This window comes from Sphingomonas phyllosphaerae (assembly GCA_036946405.1).
GTDB lineage: Bacteria > Pseudomonadota > Alphaproteobacteria > Sphingomonadales > Sphingomonadaceae > Sphingomonas > Sphingomonas phyllosphaerae_D.
On sequence record JAQIJC010000001.1, the window covers coordinates 1,167,048 to 1,184,815 of the forward strand.

Genomic DNA, 17,768 nt, shown 5'->3' on the forward strand with positions numbered 1-17,768 from the left:
GGGCACGTGCTTCGACAAGCTCAGCACGAACGGAGGGGTGCGCGCTCCTACGTCAACCGGATCGTCCGGCCCTCGCGTGCGGAGCGGTAGATCGCCTCGACGATCCGCATGTCGCGCAGGCCTTCCTCGCCCGAGACGATCGGTTCGCGCCCGTCGACCACGCATTGCGAGAGGTGGTCGAGCTGCCCGGCGAATTGCGTCTTGCCGGGGCCGGGCGGGGGCGTGATCTCCTGTTCGCGCCCGTCGCGGCCGGTCCACAGGCGATTGCCATCGTAGCGGGTGGCGGGCTCCAGCTCGACGCGGCCCTTGCTGCCCATCAACAGGATGCGGTTCTGGTTCGCCGAATACATCGACTGGCAACCCGCGATCGCGCCGGACGGGAATTCGAGCGTCCACTCGATCATATCCTCGACCTCGCGGAAGCGCGGATCGGTGCGGTCGGTCGATTCGCGCGCGGTGACCGCGATCGGCTCCTCGCCGGTCATGTAGCGCGCCGCCTGCAGGCTGTAGACGCCCATGTCCATCAGCGACCCGCCGCCCGCCAGCGCCTTCTTCAAACGCCACGCATCCGGATTGCCGGCGGTGAAGCCATGTTCGGAGCGGACGTAGCGGATCTTGCCGGTGTCGGGCTGTTTGGCGAGCCGCATCGCGGCGATGTTCGTGGCCTCGAAATGGCAGCGATAACCGATCATCAGCTTGCGATTGGCGGCTTTGCACGCCGCGATCATCGCCTCGCACTCGGCGACCGACACGGCCATCGGCTTCTCGCACATCACGTGCTTTCCGGCCTTGGCAGCGCGGATCGTGTACTCGGCATGCATCGAATTGGGGAGGCAGACATAGACGATGTCAACGTCCGGATTGTCGCGGATGCTGTCGAAATTGGCGTAGGAATAGATCGCCTTGTCCGACAGGCCATATTCGGCGGCGACCTTCTTTGCCTTCGCCGGATCACCGCTGACCACCGCTGCCAGCCGGCTGTGCGTACAATTCTTGAACTCGGGGATGATCCGGCCGAGGCCGTAGCCGCCGAGCCCGACGATCGCATAGCCGAGCTTGCGTTGCGACGGTTGCGCGCAGGCGCTGCCTGCCACCAGCAACGGCGCGGCCGCGATGAGCGTGCGGCGTCCGATCTCCATCCTCACCTCCCTGAATTATCGCGGCCAGGCTGGGGAACGGGACCTGCAATGTCAACGCGTTCTATTTCAATGACATAGGTAAGCCCGCCACCAGCAGGTCGACACGATCGGCGACGGTGGCGACGCGTTGGTTGACGCGGCCTGCCACGTCGCGGAAGCGGCGTGCGAGCGCATTGTCGGGGACGATCCCCCAGCCGACTTCGTTCGACACCAGCACGATCTTCGCTCGCGACCCGGTCAGCGCAGCGATCAGCGCGTCGGTCGCGGCTTCCGTGTCGGCGTCGGCGAGCAGCAGGTTCGAGGTCCAGAGCGTCAGGCAATCGACGAGCAGCACGCCGTCGTCGACCGTTGCGATCGTCTCGGCGAGCGCGAGCGGGGCTTCGATCGTCGCCCAGGCGGTGCTGCGGTCGGCGCGGTGGTGCGCGATCCGCTCGGTCATTTCTTCATCGAATGCCTGCGCGGTGGCGACGAACCGCCACGGCGCGGCGCACGCCTCGGCCAGCGCCTGCGCATGGCGGCTCTTGCCCGATCGCGCGCCGCCCAGCACCAGCCGGATACGCCAGGGATCGTCGGTCATCTTGGTCCTTGCCTGTCGATACGCGATTGCCGATGGAGGCGGCCTTGCCGCAATTCGGGGCCTATGTCGCGCGATCTGACCTTCCACGGCGGCCGTATCGAGGCCGCGGCCCGGCTGTACCCCGATGCGCCGCGCCCGTGGCTGGACCTGTCGACCGGGATCAACCCTTATGCATGGACGCCGCTGGCGGGGCTGGCGGTCGATCAGCAGCGGCTGCCGTCGGGGGAGGCGCTGGCGGCGTTGCTGGCGGCGGCGGGGGCGGCGTTCGGCTTTGCTGGGGCGCTGGCGGCGGTGCCGGGGAGCGAGCTGGCGCTGCGATTGCTGGCGACGCTCGATCTGCCGCGGCCGTGGCATGTGGTGACGCCCTGTTATCGTACGCATCGCGACGCTTTGCCGGGGGCGGAGGCGATTGCGGCGGAGCGGATCGGCGAGGTGGCGGTGGGCGGTGGGACGGTGCTGCTCGCCAACCCGAATAATCCCGACGGGCGGCTGATCGCGCCCGACGTGCTGCTGGAGATTGCACGGGTTCTCGGCGCGCGCGGCGGAATGCTGATCGTCGACGAGGCATTTGCGGATGCGCTGGCGGGGGTGAGCGTGTTGCCGTTGCTGCGCGCGGATGATCCGGTGGTGGTGCTGCGGTCGGTCGGAAAGTTCTACGGACTGGCGGGGGTGCGGCTCGGCTTCGTGGGCGGCGAACCATCGATAGTGGGGCGGATCGCGGCGCTGTTGGGGGACTGGCCGGTGTCGGCGACCGCGCTGGTCTATGGCGCTGCGGCGTATCGCGACGTGGCATGGGCGGAGCGGATGCGATTGCGACTGGTGGCGGAGGCGGTCAATCTCAATGCCTTGCTGGCCGACCGCGGGCTGGTGGCGCGTGGGAAATGTCCGTTGTTCCGGCTGGTCGAGTGCGAAGGTGCGGGCGCGGTGTTCGAGCGGCTCGCCGCCGCCGGTATCCTGACGCGACCGTTCGAGGCGCGGCCGGACTGGCTGCGGTTCGGTTTGCCGGGCGCGGGGTTCGACCGACTGGCAGCCGCCTTGGTGGCCGATGGCTGAGCCGGTCGCGCTCGCTGCGCTGGCGATCGACGTCGCGGTCGGGTGGCCGGCGTGGCTTTATGCACGGGTCGGGCATCCGGTCGGCGGGATCGCGCGGGTGATCGGGGCGCTGGAAAAGCGGTGGAACCGCCGGGGGTTGCCGCGTCGACTGCTCGGCGTCGCGACGATCGCGATCGTGGTGGCGCTGACCGTTGTCGTCGCGGTTTTTGCCGAGCGGAGCGTGCGGGCGCTCGGGCTCGGCTGGGTCGGGGTGGCGGTGCTGGCGTGGCCGGGGCTGGCGCAGCGGAGCCTCTACGCACACGTCCAACCGGTCGCGGTGGGGCTGGCGCGCGGCGATCTGCTCGCGGCGCGGCGGGCGGTGGCGATGATCGTCGGGCGCGACACCGCGACACTGGATGACGCGGGAGTCGCGCGCGCGGCGATCGAAAGTCTGGCGGAGAGCTTTTGCGACGGCATTAGCGCGCCGTTATTCTGGTTACTTGTCGGAGGGTTGCCGGGATTGTGGGCGCATAAGGCGATCAACACCGCCGACAGTTTGATCGGGCATCGCGAGGAAAAATGGCGGGATTTCGGCTGGGCGGCGGCGCGGCTGGATGACTTCGCCAACTGGATCCCGGCACGGATCGGGGCGGTGCTGATCTGTGTGGCGGGCGCCGGTGGCTGGCGGGTGATGTGGCGCGACGCACGCAACCATGCCTCGCCCAATGCCGGCTGGACCGAGGCGGCGATGGCGGGGGTGCTCGGCGTGCGGCTGGCGGGGCCGATTGCCTATGACGGTGTGATCGCGGACAAATTCTGGATCGGAAACGGGCGGGTGGCGGCGTGCGCCGACGATGTGCGGCGGGCACTTTCGGTGTACGGCCGCGCCTGCGGATTGTTGTGGATTCTGGCGGGGATCGCGGCATGGGCAAGCTGATGCTGCAGGGGACCGGCTCCGACGTCGGCAAGTCGGTGCTGGTCGCGGGATTGTGCCGGGCCTATGCCAATCGCGGACTGACGGTGCGGCCGTTCAAGCCGCAGAATATGTCGACCAACGCGGCAGTTACCGCCGAGGGCGGCGAGATCGGGCGCGCACAGGCGACCCAGGCGGTCGCCGCGCGGGTCGCGCCGCATGTCGACATGAACCCGGTGCTGCTCAAGCCGCAGGGCGACCGCACCTCGCAGCTGATCGTGCGCGGGCGGATGCGCGGAACGCTCGCGGCGGCGCGGTGGCGCGAAGGGCGGGAGGGGTTGCTCGGCGAAGTGCTGGAGAGCTTCAACACGCTGGAAAGGCAGGCCGATCTGGTGCTGGTCGAGGGCGCCGGATCGCCGGCCGAGATCAATTTGCGCGCCGGCGACATCGCGAACATGGGGTTCGCGCGCGCCGCCGATGTCCCGGTGGTGCTGGTCGGTGATATCGATCGCGGCGGGGTGATCGCGTCACTGGTGGGCACGCGCGCAGTGCTCGACGCGGATGACGCGGCGATGGTGCGGGGGTTCATTATCAATCGCTTCCGGGGTGATCCGGCGCTGTTCGAAGATGGCTATCGCGCGATCGAACAGCGCAGCGGGTGGCGCGGGTTCGGGGTGGTGCCGTGGCTGGCGGCGGCGGCGCGGCTGCCGAGCGAGGATGCGGTGGTGCTGGAACGGTCGCGCGCGCGACCGGGCGGGCGGGTGCTGGTGGCGTGTCCGGTGACGCGGCACATCGCCAATTTCGACGATCTCGATCCGCTGCGGCTCGATCCCGCGATCGAGGTGACGATGATTCCGCCGGGATTTCCGATACCTGCGGAGGCGGCGCTGGTGGTGCTGCCGGGATCGAAGGCGACGATCGCCGACCTCGCCTTCATCCGCGAACAGGGGTGGGACGTCGACCTGATCGCGCACCGGCGCAGGGGCGGGGCGGTGCTGGGGCTGTGCGGCGGGTATCAAATGCTGGGGCGGACGGTCGCCGATCCGCTCGGGCTGGAGGGGCCGGCGGGGAGCGCGGCGGGGCTAGGCCTGCTTGAGGTCGATACCGTGCTGGGGGGCAGCAAGGTGCTGCGCGAAGTGCGCGGGGTTGCACGCGGGGCGCCAATATATGGCTATGAAATGCACCTCGGAACCACGACCGGCGCGGATACGGCGCGGCCGGTGGCACGATATGACGGCGGGGGACATGATGGCGCGACGAGCGCCGACGGGCTGGTCGCGGGGACCTACGTCCACGGGCTGTTCGGGCTGGCGGCGCAGCGGCGCGCGTGGCTGGCGGCGGCGGGCGACGGACCGGACCATGCCCCGTCGGTCGATGCCGCGCTGGACGCGATCGCCGCGGCACTGGAGCGACATCTCGATCTGGATGCCTTGCTGGCGGTCGCGCGTGGGTCAGCCGCAGAGTAAGGCGGCGAGCAAGGCGCTTTCGACGAGTTCGATCCCCGCGCCATGCGCGTCGCCGTTGATGCCGCCGAGCCGGTGGCGGCACCACAAGCCATAGGCCGCTACGACCAGCGGTGCGGCGAGCAGCGGCGGGGCGGCGACCATCGCCAGCGCAAGCAGCGCAAGCCAGCCGGTCAGGTCGCGCACGCGAACCGCGCCCGCCACCTGCGCGCCGAGGCCGCTGCCGAGTGGCGGGAGCCAGCGCGCCCAGGCGAGCGGGCCGATGCGGGCGGCGAAGGGGATCAGCGCGATCCGCCCGTCGCCGACGAGCGCGTGGAGCAGGACGAGCTTGGCGATCAACTGGAGCGCGATCGCCACGACCGCGAAGCTGCCGACATGCGGGTCGCGCATCACCGCGAGCAGCCGGGTGCGGTCGCCATGCGCCGCGCCGACGCCGTCCGCGACATCGCCGAGCCCGTCGAGGTGGAGGGCGCCGGTCACCGCGACCCACACGACCAGCCCGGCGAGTGCGCCAGTCCACGGATCGTGCCGCGCGCCGAGCCACGCCGCGCCCGCGACCAGCGCGCCGATCACCGCGCCGACCAGCGGGTAGCAGCGGATCGCGGCGGCGAAATCCTGCTGCGTGCCGTGCGTGCGCGGCACGGGCAGGCGGGTGAGGAAGGCAAAGGCGAGCCAGAGGCGGGTCATGGGTTTGGTTCGGTCGGCTTTCGTCGCGAGAGACGTGGGTTGCGCCGTGGAATTCGGATCGCAGCCCGTTTGATGTTGGCGTTCTAACGCTGGCGCGGGGAGACGGCCGTATTTCTTACTGCTGATTCCCAATCGGGGAAGCGCGAGCGCTTACCTCACCCGTCGAGCGCTGCTGCGAGAGACGAAATTTCCGCTTGCGAAAATACGGCAATGCCATGCTGTCGGAGCAGGGCGGCAGTCACGCCCTCGCCATCAATCCGGCGACCTTGGAAGCTGCCGTCATAGATAAAGCTGCCTCCACACGATGGGCTTCCATCCGTCAGGAGCGCGTATCTGCAATCGTGCCGGGAAGCATGTTCAAGGGCAATTCGCGCGCCAGTGAGATAGGCTTCGGTCACGTCGGTGCCGTCCGCCTCGACGATGCGACCGTCCTGCTCAATTACGGCTGCTCCGCTCGCCCCATGTGCAATCTCCGCCGCTGGCCGGGGTGTCGGTAATCCCGCCATCACCTCGGGGCAGACCGAGACAACACGGCCTTCGCTGATCCAGCGGTCCAGCAGCGCGTCTTCAAGAGTCTTTGCCGAACCGTTGTAGCGCACCGGCCTGCCAAGAAGGCACGCGCTGACCAGCACTTTGGCCGGCATCATGCGTTCGCCGCAAGAGCAGAAAGCAGGGGCAGCACATGGTCCCTCGTCAGCGGCGCAAGCGGCATCGCCTCAGCGGTTGCCCGGTCTGCCCAAACGGCCCCCTCTATCTCAAGGCTCGGTGTCGGATCATGTGCGATACGGATATGGAATAGCTCTGCCTGAACCGATCGCCCCGGCTCGTTTGCGGCCGGAGCGGTGAAGCAGCCTAGATGCCGCGTCGTCGCACGATCAACGGAGAAGCCAATTTCCTCATGCAATTCGCGGCAGAGGGCGTCGACCGGACTTTCGCCCGCCTCGATCTTTCCGCCTGCCTGCATGAACCATTTCGTGCCAGCCTTGCGGACCAAGAGCGTTCGTCCCTCACCGTCATCGATCAGGGCAGCAGCTATTCGGATGGTCCTGGTGTCGGGCATGGACCATTCATTGCGCTGGCGGACCCAAACGGCAAGCGCGAGCACGCTGAGATTGCCTTGTCTTCATCGTTTACGGGGCAGTGAAATGCAGGCCGCCAGCCGGTCGGTTTGCCACTTACAGCCGGATCAGCGGGGTAAATCGGCCCGAGCCATCGCTCACGTCCGCAACGCGACGATCTGCGCTGTGTCGGGCCAGAGCCGCAGCGTCAGCAAGGCGGCGCAGGGCAGGTCGAACGCCCAGACCTGTCGTGCGTCGAAGCCGCAGGCGCTGGCGAGCGCGGCGCGGATCGGGCCGCCGTGGGTGACGACCACTGTCGCGTCGGGGAGGTCGGCGAGCGCGGCGGTCACGCGCGCGACCAGTGCCGACCAGCGTTCGCCCTGCGGTGGCGGGTTGGCGTCGGGATCACGCCAGAAGGCCGCCAGTGTCTCGGCGGGGAGCGTGGCCGGGTCACACCCGTCCCACGCGCCGAAATCGAGTTCGCGCCAGCGTGGGTCGTGCTGGACCGGTGCGCCCAGCGCGGCGGCGCAGGCGGCGGCGCGCGACAGGTCGGAGCTGACCACCTGCGTGAACGTCGCGCCGGCGGCATTGCGGACGCAATCGGCGATGCCCTGCGGCGTCACCGCGACGTCGACGTGTCCGAGCAACAGCCCCGGTCGCACCGTCACGCCGTGGCGCAGCAGGTGGACGGTGCGCGCGGCGCTCACGCCTTCGCCACCCCCGCCTGATCGAAGGTCGCCATCTGGTCGTGCGCGGCGAGCGCGGCGCGGACGAGGCCGGCGGCGACCGCCGCGCCGCTCGCCTCGCCGAGCCGCATGTCGAGCCGGAGCAGCGGCGCGAGGCCGAGCCGGTCGAGCAGCCGCGCATGGCCTGGCTCGGCGGAGACGTGGCCGGCGAGGCAGTGATCGACGATCCGCGGACGCGCAGCGGCGAGCGGGGCGAGCGCGGCGCCGACGATGAAGCCGTCGAGCAGCACCGGGATGCGCGCGTGGCGGGCGGCGAGGATCGCGCCCGCGATCGCGGCGATCTCGCGCCCGCCCAGCCGGCGGAGGCGCTCAAAGGGGGTGGTCGCGTCGGCGTGGCAGGCGAGCGTGGCGTCGACCGCGGCGATCTTGGCGGCGAGCGCGGCGCCGTGAACGCCGGTGCCGGGACCGACCCAGTCCGCCGCGCGGCCGCCGAAGCTGGCGGCGCACAAAGCGGCGGCGGGGGTGGTGTTGCCGATCCCCATGTCGCCGGGGATCAGCAGGTCGGTGCCGGGCCGCACCGCCGCCGCGCCGGCATCGAGCGCGTCGAGGCATTCGGCTTCGCTCATCGCGGGTTCGTTCGTGATGTCGCCGGTCGGCTGGTCGAGCGCGAGCGGCACGACGGTCAGCGACAGGCCGGCGGCGGCGGCGAGCGCGTTGATCGCCGCGCCGCCCTCGCGGAAGTTGGCGACCATCTGCGCGGTGACGGCGGGGGGAAAGGCGCTGACCCCGCGCGCGGCGACGCCGTGATTGCCCGCGAAGATCACCACGCGGCCATCGTCGAGCCGCGGGCGGGGGTCGCGCTGCCATGCCGCCATGAACAAAGCGATCTCTTCGAGCCGGCCGAGCGATCCGGCGGGCTTGGTCAGCCGCGCCTGTCGCGCCGCCGCCGCCGCGCGCATCGCGGCATCGGGCGCGGGCAGCTCGGCGAGCGCGGCGTCGAACGCGGCGACGCTGTCGAAGCGCATCATGCCACCACCTGCCCGGCGGGCGGGACGCGGACGATGAAATGGCCCTTCACCGCCTCGGGCCAGCGGGCATAAGGCACCTGTCCGGTGGCGCTTTCGACATAGTGGCGCATGAAAGTCATGATCCCGGTCGCGGCGGCCTCATCGGCGGTGAAGCCGCCGAGCACGTAGCCGATCTTGCCGGGCGCGCGCAGGTGGATCGTGCAATGCCGGTCGCAGGCGAACAGGCACGGCATCTCCTGCACGGCGATACCGGCGAACAGTGGGTCGCTCGCCTGTACCGTGCGGAGCGCGGCGGCGAGCGCTGCGCCGCCGCGTCGCCCGTCCGCGCCGTCGCGGGCGGTCGCCGAATGGCGGCAGCTGTTGCAGGCCACGACGGCGGGGCCGTCCTCGACGGGGATGAGGGTCATGGCAGCGGCCTTTGAGTGGCGTGGCTCCGGTGGGGTGCCTTCATTGCGAGCAGAGCGAAGCAATCCAGTGACGGACCAGGACGCCCTGGATTGCTTCGCTGCGCTCGCAATGACGGACAGCTACTCCCCCGGTCATCCCGGACTTGATCCGGGATCCCGCTTTCTACTGCCGCGGCAAAGAAGAAGCGGGGCCCCGGATCAAGTCCGGGGCGACGATGGGAGGAGACCGTCATGCGCGCTCAGAAACGCCCGCGCAGCCCGGCGTAGACGCTGCGGCCGAGCGTGCCGTAGCGGGCGATCGTCTCGTAGCGTTCGTCGAACAGATTCTCGACGCGCGCGAACAGCCGGACATTGCCCGACAGCGGCAGCTCGCCGCGCAGGTCGACCAGCGTGTAGCCGTCCAGCCGGGTGGCGTTGCTGGCATTGTCGAAGGACTTGCCCGCGAAGCGCGCCGCGACACCGAACGAGCCGGACTCGGCGAAGGTGTAGGTCGCGGACACATTGGCGGTGTCGCGCGGGCGGCGCGGCAACCAGTTGCCGAAGGTGCGGCCCGGCGAGCGATCCTCCGACAGCACCCAGCTGTAATTGCCGTCGAGGCTGAGGTGTTCACCGACCTGCGCGCGCGCGATCGCCTCGACCCCGCGGGCGACGGCGCGCGCGACGTTCTGGTAATAGCCGAAGCGCTGCTCGGTGGTCGAACCCGGCACGAAGCACAGCGGGTCGGTGGTGCCGGGGTTGCAGCCGGTGTAGACGATCTGGTCGCGGCTGCGGCGTTCGAAATAGGTGCCGCCGAGCGCGAAACGCCCGTCCATGAAGCGCTGCTCGGCGCCGGCTTCCCAGCCCTTGGCGCGCTCGGCGTTGAGCGCCTGATTGCCGTATTCCGAGAAGAGCTGGTACAAGGTCGGCGCCTTGAAGCCCTCGCTGTAGCTGGCGCGCAGCACGGTGCCGGTCGGCAGCACCCAGTTCGCACCGCCCGCGAACAGCGTCTGCGTGCCGAAGCGGCTGTGATCGTCGTGGCGCACGCCGCCGTTCAGGGTCAACCCGTCGAGTGGCGAAAGGTTGAGCTGGCCATAGACGCTGGTCAGCTCGGCGCGGCCGCGCGCCGGGGTGCCGAGCGCGTACGGGGCGACGAAGTCCGACGAGGCGGTGCTGAAGCGGCTGACCTCGTTCTCGACGCCGAACACCGCGTCGACGCCCTTGGCGACGGCAAGCGTGCCCTGATATTCGAGGCGATGGTTGCGGCCGACCGCGGCGAAGGTCTGCGTCTGTTCGACCTGATCGGGGTTGTAATTGTCGCGGTCGGTGTCGGTATAGCCATAACCGAAGCGGTTGCGGAGCCGCGCGTCGAACAGGTCGATGTTGAGGCCGGCATAGCCGACGAACTCACGGGTCAGGCCATATTCGGGGGTGTCGCCGCTGAAGCCGTCGAAGTCGTTGCGGCCGTTGGCGTACGATCCGCGCAGGTCGGCGCTGATGCCGGGCGCGATCGTCAGGACCGCGCGCGCCTGCACGTTCTGGTTGGTGTAGCCGTCACGCTCGGTCCCGGCCTTGAGCGCGGAGATGCCGTCGGTGGTGAAGGTCTGCGCGCCGACGCGCCAGGCGAGCGGGCCGGTGGTGCCGCCGAGCGCGGCGCGCGCGCTGACCGTCTCGCGTGAGCCGCCCTCGAGGTCGATGCTGCCTTCGAGCGCTGCGGTCGGCAGCGGGGTGACGATGTTGACGACGCCGCCGATCGCCTGGCTGCCCCACAGGATCGACTGCGGCCCGCGCAGCACCTCGATCCGCGACGCATCGCCGATCAGCAGGTTGGCGAAATTATAGCCACCGCCCGGCGAGGACGGGTCGTTGATCTTGACCCCGTCGATGACGACGACGGTCTGGTCCGACTCGGCACCGCGAATGCGCAGCGAGGTGCTGGTGCCATAGCCGCCGTTGCGCGACAGCGAGACGCCGGGGGTGCGCAGCAGCAGGTCGGCGACCGACAGGTCCTGCGCGCGGTCGATCGCGGCCTTGTCGAGCACGGTGACGGAGGCGGTGACGCGATCGGCGTCGACCGGCGCGCGGTTGGCGGCGACGACGATGTCCGCACCGGTGTCGGTGGCGGCGGCGTCGGGGCGCGGGGCTTCCTGCGCGAGCGCGGCGGTGGAGCAGAGGAGCAGCGGAAGGGCGGCGAGACGATGGAACACGATTGGTAACCCCTTGTGACGACGTGAAGCCGGAGGCGTGTCGCCGCGCGCGAGCTTCCTCGCGGCGTCGACCGCCCGCGGCGGTTGGCTATCGTCACGCTGGGTCCGTCCGCCGGCGTTGCGCCGTGCGGCCTTCCCGTCCGTTCGGCGCACCCTGGCCGAGCGAAGGACGATCGCGAACAGGCAGGTCTCCTGGCTCACGGGTCATCGCCGATGCGCGCCGCCTTCTCAGCCCGTTGAGGGGCCAATGGCGTGTGGCGCGCGGGCTCGCCGCTTACAGTTGCAGGGGCAGCCGGGGTTTACCCGTTCCCTTTTGATCCCCGGTCAGGGGGAACCTGTCGCGGCGCGCGCCCTAGCCGGGGGCGGGGCTTGGGTCAATCGCGTGGTGGGCTCGTCATTCCCGCGAAGGCGGGAATCCAGACGCGCAGCTCCGTCGACAGAGGCGCGAGGTCAGAGGTTCTGGATTCCCGCCTTCGCGGGAATGACGGTGGGGGGGGGCGGGGATGACGTCAGCGAGCGGCGTCAGAATTCCACGCCCGCCTGCGCCTTCACGCCGGCGCGGAACGGGTGTTTGACCTGCGTCATCTCGGTGACCAGATCGGCAACCTCAATGAGCGCGTCGGGGGCGTTGCGGCCGGTGATGACGAAATGCTTCATCGGCGCGCGCGCGGTCGCCGCCGCCACCACCTCGTCGACCGGCAGGTAATCGTAGCGCAAGACGATGTTCAGCTCGTCGGCGATCACCATCGCGATGTCCGGGTCGGCGAGCATCCGCTGCACCTCGTCCCACGCCGCACGGGCACTCGCCACGTCGGCAGCGCGGTCCTGCGTGTCCCAGGTGAAGCCATCGCCCATCGTGCGGACTTCGATCAGCTCGGGGAAAGCGTCGAAGATCGCCTTCTCGCCGGTGGTCATCGCACCCTTGACGAACTGGACGACGCCGACCTTCATCCCGTGTCCCATCGCACGCACCGCCATGCCAAAGGCGGCGGTCGACTTGCCCTTGCCCGCGCCGGTGTGGACGATCAGCAGGCCCTTCTCGACGGTCTTGCCTTCCATCATCACGCGCCGCGCGGCCTGCACGCGGCGCATCTTTTCGTTGTGGCGTTCGTCGCGATCGTCGGTCATCGACAAGGGCATAGCGGGGCGCTCAGTCGCCGGCCAGCACCGCCGCGATCTCGGCGACCGACACGCCGAACACCGCCGCCAGCGCCTCGGGCTTCGCGCCGCGCGCCGCGAGCGTGCGGATGCGCGACGGGTCCTTGTCGGTGGCATAATGGCGGGTGTCGCGCTCGACGCGCTGTTCGCCGGTGCGGGCGAGCGCGCCGGTGCTCTGGCGGCGACGCGGGCGCGCCCCGCGTTCCTCGGCGAGCGTGGCGCGGCGCTGTTCCTCCTCGACGCGGCGGGCGGTGCGCGCTTCCTCGCGCAGCCGTGACGCCGCCTCGCGGTCGACCGCGCGCTGTTCGGTGCGGGCGAGCGCGCTGGCGACGCGCTCCTGCGCGCGCCGCTCGCGCTCCTCGGCGCGGCGTGCCGCGCGCTCTTCCCAATCGTTCATCCCGGCCCTCATCGAAAGCGCGGCGTCAAAGCGCCGCGCGCCGATCAGGTCAAGTCAGCGCACGTCCTCGAACTGATCGAGGTACGCGCCATAACCCTGCGCCTCCATCTCCTCGCGCGGCACGAAGCGGAGCGCGGCGGAATTGATGCAATAGCGCAACCCGCCGCGATCGCGCGGGCCATCCTCGAACACGTGGCCGAGATGGCTGTCGGCGCCCGCCGAGCGCACCTCGGTGCGGACCATGCCGTGCGTGGCGTCGTGCAGCTCGGTGACGCGCGCGGCGTCGATCGGGCGCGTGAAGCTGGGCCAGCCGCAATGCGACTCGTACTTGTCCGCCGAGGCGAACAGCGGCTCGCCGGAGACGATGTCGACGTAGATGCCGGCGCGCTTGTTGCCGAGATATTCACCGGTGCCCGGGCGCTCGGTGCCGCTCTGCTGGGTCACGTAGAATTGCTCCGGCGTCAGCTTGGCCAGCGCCTCTTCGGTCTTGGTGTAGTCGGTCATGCTGCAGATCCCTCGTGTCGACTAATCGATCTGCGATGTAAAATAGGAATCACGGTGGGCAGATACACCTTTGACCGGAGCACGGCCGGCAGCGATCGCGGGCCGTTCGTGCAAGGCAGGTGGCGCGCCCGGAGGGATTCGAACCCCCGACCAAGGAGGTAGAAGCTCCTTGCTCTATCCAACTGAGCTACGGGCGCTCGCCGGTTCGCCTAGCAACGATTGTCGTGCGAAGGAATGGGGGGCATGATCGCGGCATGACCGAAGAGACGCGCATAACCGCGATCGCGGCCGATCGGGTCGAGGCCGGGCGGCTGCGTTATTACGACGTCGTGATGGCGGCGTTCGTCGCGATCCTGTTGCTTTCCAACGTGCTGGGGGCCGGCAAGGTCGCGCAGGTGCGGCTGCCGGGCGTCGGCGACTGGCCGTTCGGGGCGGGGATCCTGTTCTTTCCGATCAGCTATATCATCGGCGACGTGCTGACCGAGGTCTATGGCTATGCCCGCGCACGGCGGGTGATCTGGGTCGGCTTCGCCGCGACCCTGTTCATGGCGGGGATGGCATGGGTGGTGGTCGCGCTGCCGCCCGCGCCCGACTGGCGCAACCAGGCGGCGTATGAGACGGTGTTCGGGCAGGTGCCGCGGATCGTCTTCGCCAGCATGTGCGCCTTCTGGGCGGGCGAGTTCGTCAATTCGTACGTGCTGGCGCGGATGAAGGTGCTGACCGCGGGGCGGCACTTGTGGATGCGGACGATCGGGTCGACGGTGGCGGGGCAGGCGGTCGATAGCTTAATCTTCTATCCGCTCGCCTTCTGGGGCGCGGAGGGCTGGACGCCGCATCTGGTGGTGGTCGTGCTGTTTACCCAATGGGCGCTGAAGGTCGGCTGGGAGGTGCTGCTGACGCCGCTGACCTATTGGGTGGTCGGGGCGTTGAAGCGCGCCGAGGGGCTGGATGTGTATGACCGGGGGACGGACTTCACGCCGTTCCGGGCGCGGGTCTAGACGAAGAAGCGCCGCCCCGGATCAGGTCCGGGGCGACGACCGCGAGGTTTACGCCCCCACCGCCTCCAGCAGCCCGGTAAACATCCGCTTGCCGTCGTCGCCGCCGTGGGCGGGTTCGATGCGGCGCTCGGGGTGCGGCATCATGCCGAGCACGTTGCCGTCCGCGCTGACGATCCCCGCGATGTCGCGCGCGCTGCCGTTGACCGGCTCGGCATAGCGGAACGCGACCTGGCCTTCGCCTTCCAGACGGTCGAGCGTCTCCGGGTCGGCGACGTAATTGCCGTCATGATGCGCGACGGGGAAGCGGACCTGTTCGCCCGCCTGATAGCCGTGCGTGAAGACGGTGCCGGCGTTCTCGACGGTCAGCGCCACGTCACGGCAGACGAAGTTGAGCCCGGCGTTGCGCATCAGCGCCCCCGGCAGCAGCCCGGCCTCGGTCAGCACTTGAAAGCCGTTGCAGACGCCGAGCACCTTCAGCCCGCGCGCCGCCTGCTCGCGCACCGCGGTCATGATCGGCGAGCGCGCGGCCAGCGCGCCGGAGCGCAGATAGTCGCCGTAGGAGAAGCCGCCGGGCACCGCCACCACGCCGATCCCGGCGGGCAGTTCGGTGTCGCGATGCCACACCATGTGCGGCGCGGTGCCGGTCGCCTGCTCCAGCGCCACCGCGATGTCGCGGTCGCAGTTGGAGCCGGGGAAGACGATGACCGCGGTCTTCACGCGCGCTCGATCCGGTAATTTTCGATGACGGTGTTGGCGAGCAATTGCCGGCACATCGCGTCGACGTCCGCATCGGCGGTGTCCTCGGCGACCTCCAGCTCGATCAGCTTGCCGACCCGCGCGCTGTCGACGCCCGAGAAGCCGAGCCCCGAAAGGGCGTGTTCGATCGCCTTGCCCTGCGGGTCGAGCACGCCGGGCTTGAGCGTCACGTAGATGCGAAGTTTCATGGCCGCGCGCTATGCCCCGGCGCGCGCGCCGGGGCAAGCGTGGCGGTTACTTGCCGCGGCTCTTGCGATGCTCTTCGAGGTCGAGCACCGCGGTGTCGCCACCCTCGGGCAGCAGGCCGAGCCGGCGCGCGACTTCCTGATAGGCCTCGACCTCGCCGCCCATGTCGCGGCGGAAGCGGTCCTTGTCGAGCTTCTCGTTGGAGGCCATGTCCCACAGCCGGCAGCCATCCGGGCTGATCTCGTCGGCGAGGATGATCCGGCCATAGTCATTGTCCCAGATGCGGCCGAATTCGAGCTTGAAGTCGACCAGCCGGATCCCGACGCCCGCGAACAGCCCCGACAGGAAGTCGTTCACGCGAATCGCCAGATCGGCGATGTCGTGCATCTCCTCCTGGCTGGCCCAGCCGAACGCCGCGATATGCTCGTCGGAGATCATCGGATCGCCAAGCGCGTCGTCCTTGTAATAATATTCGAGGATCGTGCGCGGCAGCTTGACGCCTTCCTCGATCCCGAGCCGCTTGCTGATCGAGCCGGCGGCGACGTTGCGGACGACGACCTCGATCGGCACGATCTCGACCTGCCGGATCAGTTGCTCGCGCATGTTGAGGCGGCGGATGAAGTGCGTCGGCACGCCGATATGATCGAGCAGGGTGAAGATATGCTCGGAAATGCGGTTGTTGAGCACGCCCTTGCCGTTGATCGTGCCCTTTTTCTGGGCGTTGAAGGCGGTGGCGTCGTCCTTGAAATACTGGATCAGCGTGCCGGGCTCGGGACCCTCGTAGAGGATCTTGGCCTTGCCTTCGTAGATCTGCCGCCTGCGTGCCATGCTTGCCCTCGAAAAGAAGCGCCCCGGCGGCGCGGGTTTGCGGACGGCCGGGGCGGGGAATCAGGCGCGGCTATAGGCGATGGGGGCGGTGGCTGCAAATCAGGCGCGCACCCGGCTCGCGCGCCAGCGGCGGAAGCGCCGCCAGCCGAGGATCAGCAACCAGATCGCAGGACCGACGATCACCAGCCACGGGGTCGCGGCGATGACGAAGGTGATCGCCGCCGCGGCGCTGACCGCGAACGAGTCGCCGCCCTGCCCGAAGGCGGTGCGGACCGGCGCCCATACGCCGCCCGCCGGGGTGACGGCATAGCCGATCGTCAGTTCCGACATCGCGACGCGGCGCTGCAACTCGGCGCGCAGCGAGCGGGCGGCGTCGAGGTCCTGTTGCACCTCGGCATAGGCTTTCTCGGCGGCGACCAGATCGCCGACGCTGCCGCCGCCGTTCTGGATCAGCCTGAACAATCGGTCGGCGAGCGCCTGCTTGGCGCGCAGCCGCGCCTCGACATCGACGACCTGCTTGGTCACGTCCTCGGCGGTGACGCGGCGCGTCTGCAAGGCGCCGCCGGCGGCAGTGACGCGTGCGTCGAGTTGCTGCCCGAACGTGCCCGCCAGCCGCGCGTCGACCAGCAGCCGCATATTGCCGGCGTCGTCGCCGCGCGGAGTGTGCGTGACCGCATCCTCCATGACGATGCAGTGCTCGCGTGTCAGCTTGCGGCACAGGTCGAGGTGCGCGCGGTGCACAGTGTCGAGGGTGCCGGGGTCGAGGCGGTAGGCGAGATCGTAGCTGTAGGCGATCTGCGGGCCGCCCTCGTTCTTTGGCGCGGCGGTTGGTTCCTCGACGTCGAAGGTGCTGAGCTTGTTGCTGGTCGTCGGGCTGCCGCAGCTTGCCAGAAGGAGCGCGACGCCAAGCAGCCACCGCTTCATCATCGCCGCTCTCCCGCTGTGAATGCCTTCGCGATCAATCGCTTCGTCTCCGCCCATGCGGCGGTGTCGGGCGTGACCAGTTCGACATGGCCAGTGTCCGGCACTTCATGCAGCGTCGCCGCGTCGCCGGCGGCGCGGGCGCGCGCGACAAAGTCGGTCGCCATGCGGAACGGGATGATGCGGTCGGCGCGGCCGTTGACGAGGTCCTGCGGCACGCCGAGCGGGAAGAGCCGCGGGACCGAGGTGTCGGCGTACGGGTCGGCGCGATCGGTGCCGACCAGCTTCGCAACCACCGCGGTGCCGCAGCCGTTGTCGGGGCTGGTGGCGGTGGCTTCGAGATCGGGGAGCCCGCCGAGGCTGATGACGTGTGCGATCTTGAGCGGGTCGGGGGTGGCGAGCGGGCTGGTGGCGGGAAGGCGCGGGCGCGCGGCGAGCCACAATGCGAGGTGTCCGCCCGCCGAATGGCCGAGCGCGACGACCCGCGACGGGTCGAGCCCGAAGCGCGCGGCATGGGTGCGCAGCGCGTCGGCCGCCGCCGCGGCATCGGCGAAGGTGCCGGGATAGCCGCCGCCGCTGCGGTCGATGCCGCGATAGTCGATGTTCCACACTGCATAGCCGCTGCGGCGCAGGTCGTCGGCGACCCAGTCCATCAGCCGGCGGTCGGCGATTTCGGTCTGCCAACAGCCGCCGTGCACCATCAGCACGGTGCGATGCGGCCCCGGCCCGGCGGGCAGCCAGACATCGACCTTCTGCAGCGCATCGCTACCATAGGCGATCGTCGCATCGGGCGTGGCGCGCGGGCGGGCGCTCAGATCGGCCCAGGTGAGCGGCGTCGGCGGCATCG

At 69.7% G+C, this 17,768-nt stretch carries 21 protein-coding genes, 1 tRNA gene and 1 riboswitch; of the genes, 4 read left to right on the plus strand and 18 right to left on the minus strand.

Annotated elements, in window-relative coordinates:
* Positions 1-47 precede the first annotated feature (47 nt).
* Both PGN12_05440 and cobU read right to left on the minus strand, forming a co-directional pair.
* Positions 48-1,139: a Gfo/Idh/MocA family oxidoreductase gene (locus PGN12_05440; protein ID MEH3103332.1), complete on the minus strand. Its 1,092-nt coding sequence runs from the start codon at positions 1,137-1,139 to the stop codon at positions 48-50.
* A gap of 61 nt (positions 1,140-1,200) precedes the next feature.
* A complete protein-coding gene (gene cobU / locus PGN12_05445; protein ID MEH3103333.1) occupies positions 1,201-1,716 on the minus strand; it encodes a bifunctional adenosylcobinamide kinase/adenosylcobinamide-phosphate guanylyltransferase in 516 nt (171 codons plus the stop codon).
* A 63-nt stretch (positions 1,717-1,779) separates the two neighbouring features.
* On the opposite strand from cobU, the gene PGN12_05450 reads away from it, so the two are divergent.
* The 3 genes from PGN12_05450 to PGN12_05460 are packed head-to-tail and all read left to right on the plus strand — an operon-like array spanning position 1,780 to position 5,127.
* Complete coding sequence (locus tag PGN12_05450; GenBank protein ID MEH3103334.1) at positions 1,780-2,769, plus strand: aminotransferase class I/II-fold pyridoxal phosphate-dependent enzyme; 990 nt, start codon at positions 1,780-1,782, stop codon at positions 2,767-2,769.
* On the plus strand, positions 2,762-3,685 hold the full coding sequence (cbiB, locus tag PGN12_05455; GenBank protein MEH3103335.1) for an adenosylcobinamide-phosphate synthase CbiB: 924 nt from the start codon (positions 2,762-2,764) through the stop codon (positions 3,683-3,685). Before PGN12_05450 ends, cbiB begins: the two co-directional genes overlap by 8 nt.
* Positions 3,673-5,127 carry a cobyric acid synthase gene (locus PGN12_05460; GenBank protein ID MEH3103336.1) on the plus strand — a complete coding sequence of 485 codons (1,455 nt, stop codon included), beginning with the start codon at positions 3,673-3,675 and terminating at the stop codon, positions 5,125-5,127. Before cbiB ends, PGN12_05460 begins: the two co-directional genes overlap by 13 nt.
* On the opposite strand, the gene PGN12_05465 is transcribed toward PGN12_05460, so the two are convergent.
* The 11 genes from PGN12_05465 to PGN12_05515 all read right to left on the minus strand — a co-directional run bounded on the left by PGN12_05465 (position 5,113) and on the right by PGN12_05515 (position 13,429).
* A complete protein-coding gene (locus PGN12_05465; protein MEH3103337.1) occupies positions 5,113-5,811 on the minus strand; it encodes an adenosylcobinamide-GDP ribazoletransferase in 699 nt (232 codons plus the stop codon). The genes PGN12_05460 and PGN12_05465 overlap by 15 nt on opposite strands.
* Before the next feature lie 155 nt (positions 5,812-5,966).
* Positions 5,967-6,458 (minus strand): DUF523 domain-containing protein, encoded by a 492-nt coding sequence (locus PGN12_05470; GenBank protein ID MEH3103338.1) that lies wholly within the window; start codon positions 6,456-6,458, stop codon positions 5,967-5,969.
* Complete coding sequence (locus PGN12_05475; protein ID MEH3103339.1) at positions 6,455-6,871, minus strand: NUDIX domain-containing protein; 417 nt, start codon at positions 6,869-6,871, stop codon at positions 6,455-6,457. Before PGN12_05475 ends, PGN12_05470 begins: the two co-directional genes overlap by 4 nt.
* Before the next feature lie 156 nt (positions 6,872-7,027).
* Positions 7,028-7,576, minus strand: coding sequence for a histidine phosphatase family protein (locus PGN12_05480; protein ID MEH3103340.1), 549 nt, complete (start codon positions 7,574-7,576; stop codon positions 7,028-7,030).
* Positions 7,573-8,583 (minus strand): nicotinate-nucleotide--dimethylbenzimidazole phosphoribosyltransferase, encoded by a 1,011-nt coding sequence (gene cobT, locus PGN12_05485; GenBank protein ID MEH3103341.1) that lies wholly within the window; start codon positions 8,581-8,583, stop codon positions 7,573-7,575. Before cobT ends, PGN12_05480 begins: the two co-directional genes overlap by 4 nt.
* On the minus strand, positions 8,580-8,990 hold the full coding sequence (locus tag PGN12_05490; protein ID MEH3103342.1) for a DUF1636 domain-containing protein: 411 nt from the start codon (positions 8,988-8,990) through the stop codon (positions 8,580-8,582). The genes cobT and PGN12_05490 overlap by 4 nt, the downstream gene beginning before the upstream one ends.
* A 239-nt stretch (positions 8,991-9,229) precedes the next feature.
* On the minus strand, positions 9,230-11,173 hold the full coding sequence (locus PGN12_05495) for a TonB-dependent receptor (GenBank protein MEH3103343.1): 1,944 nt from the start codon (positions 11,171-11,173) through the stop codon (positions 9,230-9,232).
* Positions 11,174-11,337: 164 nt separating this feature from the next.
* A riboswitch (cobalamin riboswitch) is annotated at positions 11,338-11,527 on the minus strand.
* A gap of 168 nt (positions 11,528-11,695) precedes the next feature.
* A complete protein-coding gene (gene cobO, locus PGN12_05500) occupies positions 11,696-12,301 on the minus strand; it encodes a cob(I)yrinic acid a,c-diamide adenosyltransferase (protein MEH3103344.1) in 606 nt (201 codons plus the stop codon).
* Positions 12,302-12,323: 22 nt separating this feature from the next.
* Positions 12,324-12,728, minus strand: coding sequence for a hypothetical protein (locus tag PGN12_05505; GenBank protein MEH3103345.1), 405 nt, complete (start codon positions 12,726-12,728; stop codon positions 12,324-12,326).
* 54 nt (positions 12,729-12,782) lie between these two features.
* Positions 12,783-13,232 carry a peptide-methionine (R)-S-oxide reductase MsrB gene (msrB, locus tag PGN12_05510; protein MEH3103346.1) on the minus strand — a complete coding sequence of 150 codons (450 nt, stop codon included), beginning with the start codon at positions 13,230-13,232 and terminating at the stop codon, positions 12,783-12,785.
* 120 nt (positions 13,233-13,352) lie between these two features.
* A tRNA-Arg gene (locus tag PGN12_05515) sits at positions 13,353-13,429 on the minus strand.
* A gap of 57 nt (positions 13,430-13,486) precedes the next feature.
* Between PGN12_05515 and PGN12_05520 the strand changes: the two genes are divergently transcribed.
* A complete protein-coding gene (locus PGN12_05520) occupies positions 13,487-14,230 on the plus strand; it encodes a queuosine precursor transporter (GenBank protein MEH3103347.1) in 744 nt (247 codons plus the stop codon).
* Between the two features lie 48 nt (positions 14,231-14,278).
* On the opposite strand, the gene purQ is transcribed toward PGN12_05520, so the two are convergent.
* The 5 genes from purQ to PGN12_05545 form a co-directional block, all read right to left on the minus strand.
* Complete coding sequence (gene purQ, locus PGN12_05525) at positions 14,279-14,947, minus strand: phosphoribosylformylglycinamidine synthase subunit PurQ (protein ID MEH3103348.1); 669 nt, start codon at positions 14,945-14,947, stop codon at positions 14,279-14,281.
* The gene (gene purS, locus PGN12_05530) at positions 14,944-15,174 is read right to left on the minus strand and encodes a phosphoribosylformylglycinamidine synthase subunit PurS (protein MEH3103349.1); all 231 of its coding nucleotides are present in this window, start codon (positions 15,172-15,174) and stop codon (positions 14,944-14,946) included. The genes purQ and purS overlap by 4 nt, the downstream gene beginning before the upstream one ends.
* Before the next feature lie 46 nt (positions 15,175-15,220).
* Positions 15,221-16,000: a phosphoribosylaminoimidazolesuccinocarboxamide synthase gene (locus PGN12_05535; GenBank protein MEH3103350.1), complete on the minus strand. Its 780-nt coding sequence runs from the start codon at positions 15,998-16,000 to the stop codon at positions 15,221-15,223.
* A gap of 99 nt (positions 16,001-16,099) precedes the next feature.
* Positions 16,100-16,924: a DUF4349 domain-containing protein gene (locus tag PGN12_05540; GenBank protein MEH3103351.1), complete on the minus strand. Its 825-nt coding sequence runs from the start codon at positions 16,922-16,924 to the stop codon at positions 16,100-16,102.
* Complete coding sequence (locus PGN12_05545) at positions 16,924-17,766, minus strand: alpha/beta hydrolase (GenBank protein MEH3103352.1); 843 nt, start codon at positions 17,764-17,766, stop codon at positions 16,924-16,926. The genes PGN12_05540 and PGN12_05545 overlap by 1 nt, the downstream gene beginning before the upstream one ends.
* Positions 17,767-17,768: the final 2 nt, after the last annotated feature.

Excerpts from the sequence above, each read along its gene's own strand:
- PGN12_05440 (MEH3103332.1), bottom strand. The coding sequence starts at position 1,139 with ATGGAGATCGGACGCCGCACGCTCATCGCGGCCGCGCCGTTGCTGGTG.
- cobU (MEH3103333.1), bottom strand. The coding sequence starts at position 1,716 with ATGACCGACGATCCCTGGCGTATCCGGCTGGTGCTGGGCGGCGCGCGA.
- PGN12_05450 (MEH3103334.1), top strand. The coding sequence starts at position 1,780 with ATGTCGCGCGATCTGACCTTCCACGGCGGCCGTATCGAGGCCGCGGCC.
- cbiB (MEH3103335.1), top strand. The coding sequence starts at position 2,762 with ATGGCTGAGCCGGTCGCGCTCGCTGCGCTGGCGATCGACGTCGCGGTC.
- PGN12_05460 (MEH3103336.1), top strand. The coding sequence starts at position 3,673 with ATGGGCAAGCTGATGCTGCAGGGGACCGGCTCCGACGTCGGCAAGTCG.
- PGN12_05465 (MEH3103337.1), bottom strand. The coding sequence starts at position 5,811 with ATGACCCGCCTCTGGCTCGCCTTTGCCTTCCTCACCCGCCTGCCCGTG.
- PGN12_05470 (MEH3103338.1), bottom strand. The coding sequence starts at position 6,458 with ATGATGCCGGCCAAAGTGCTGGTCAGCGCGTGCCTTCTTGGCAGGCCG.
- PGN12_05475 (MEH3103339.1), bottom strand. The coding sequence starts at position 6,871 with ATGCCCGACACCAGGACCATCCGAATAGCTGCTGCCCTGATCGATGAC.
- cobT (MEH3103341.1), bottom strand. The coding sequence starts at position 8,583 with ATGATGCGCTTCGACAGCGTCGCCGCGTTCGACGCCGCGCTCGCCGAG.
- PGN12_05490 (MEH3103342.1), bottom strand. The coding sequence starts at position 8,990 with ATGACCCTCATCCCCGTCGAGGACGGCCCCGCCGTCGTGGCCTGCAAC.
- cobO (MEH3103344.1), bottom strand. The coding sequence starts at position 12,301 with ATGACCGACGATCGCGACGAACGCCACAACGAAAAGATGCGCCGCGTG.
- PGN12_05505 (MEH3103345.1), bottom strand. The coding sequence starts at position 12,728 with ATGAACGATTGGGAAGAGCGCGCGGCACGCCGCGCCGAGGAGCGCGAG.
- msrB (MEH3103346.1), bottom strand. The coding sequence starts at position 13,232 with ATGACCGACTACACCAAGACCGAAGAGGCGCTGGCCAAGCTGACGCCG.
- PGN12_05520 (MEH3103347.1), top strand. The coding sequence starts at position 13,487 with ATGACCGAAGAGACGCGCATAACCGCGATCGCGGCCGATCGGGTCGAG.
- purS (MEH3103349.1), bottom strand. The coding sequence starts at position 15,174 with ATGAAACTTCGCATCTACGTGACGCTCAAGCCCGGCGTGCTCGACCCG.
- PGN12_05535 (MEH3103350.1), bottom strand. The coding sequence starts at position 16,000 with ATGGCACGCAGGCGGCAGATCTACGAAGGCAAGGCCAAGATCCTCTAC.
- PGN12_05540 (MEH3103351.1), bottom strand. The coding sequence starts at position 16,924 with ATGAAGCGGTGGCTGCTTGGCGTCGCGCTCCTTCTGGCAAGCTGCGGC.
- PGN12_05545 (MEH3103352.1), bottom strand. The coding sequence starts at position 17,766 with ATGCCGCCGACGCCGCTCACCTGGGCCGATCTGAGCGCCCGCCCGCGC.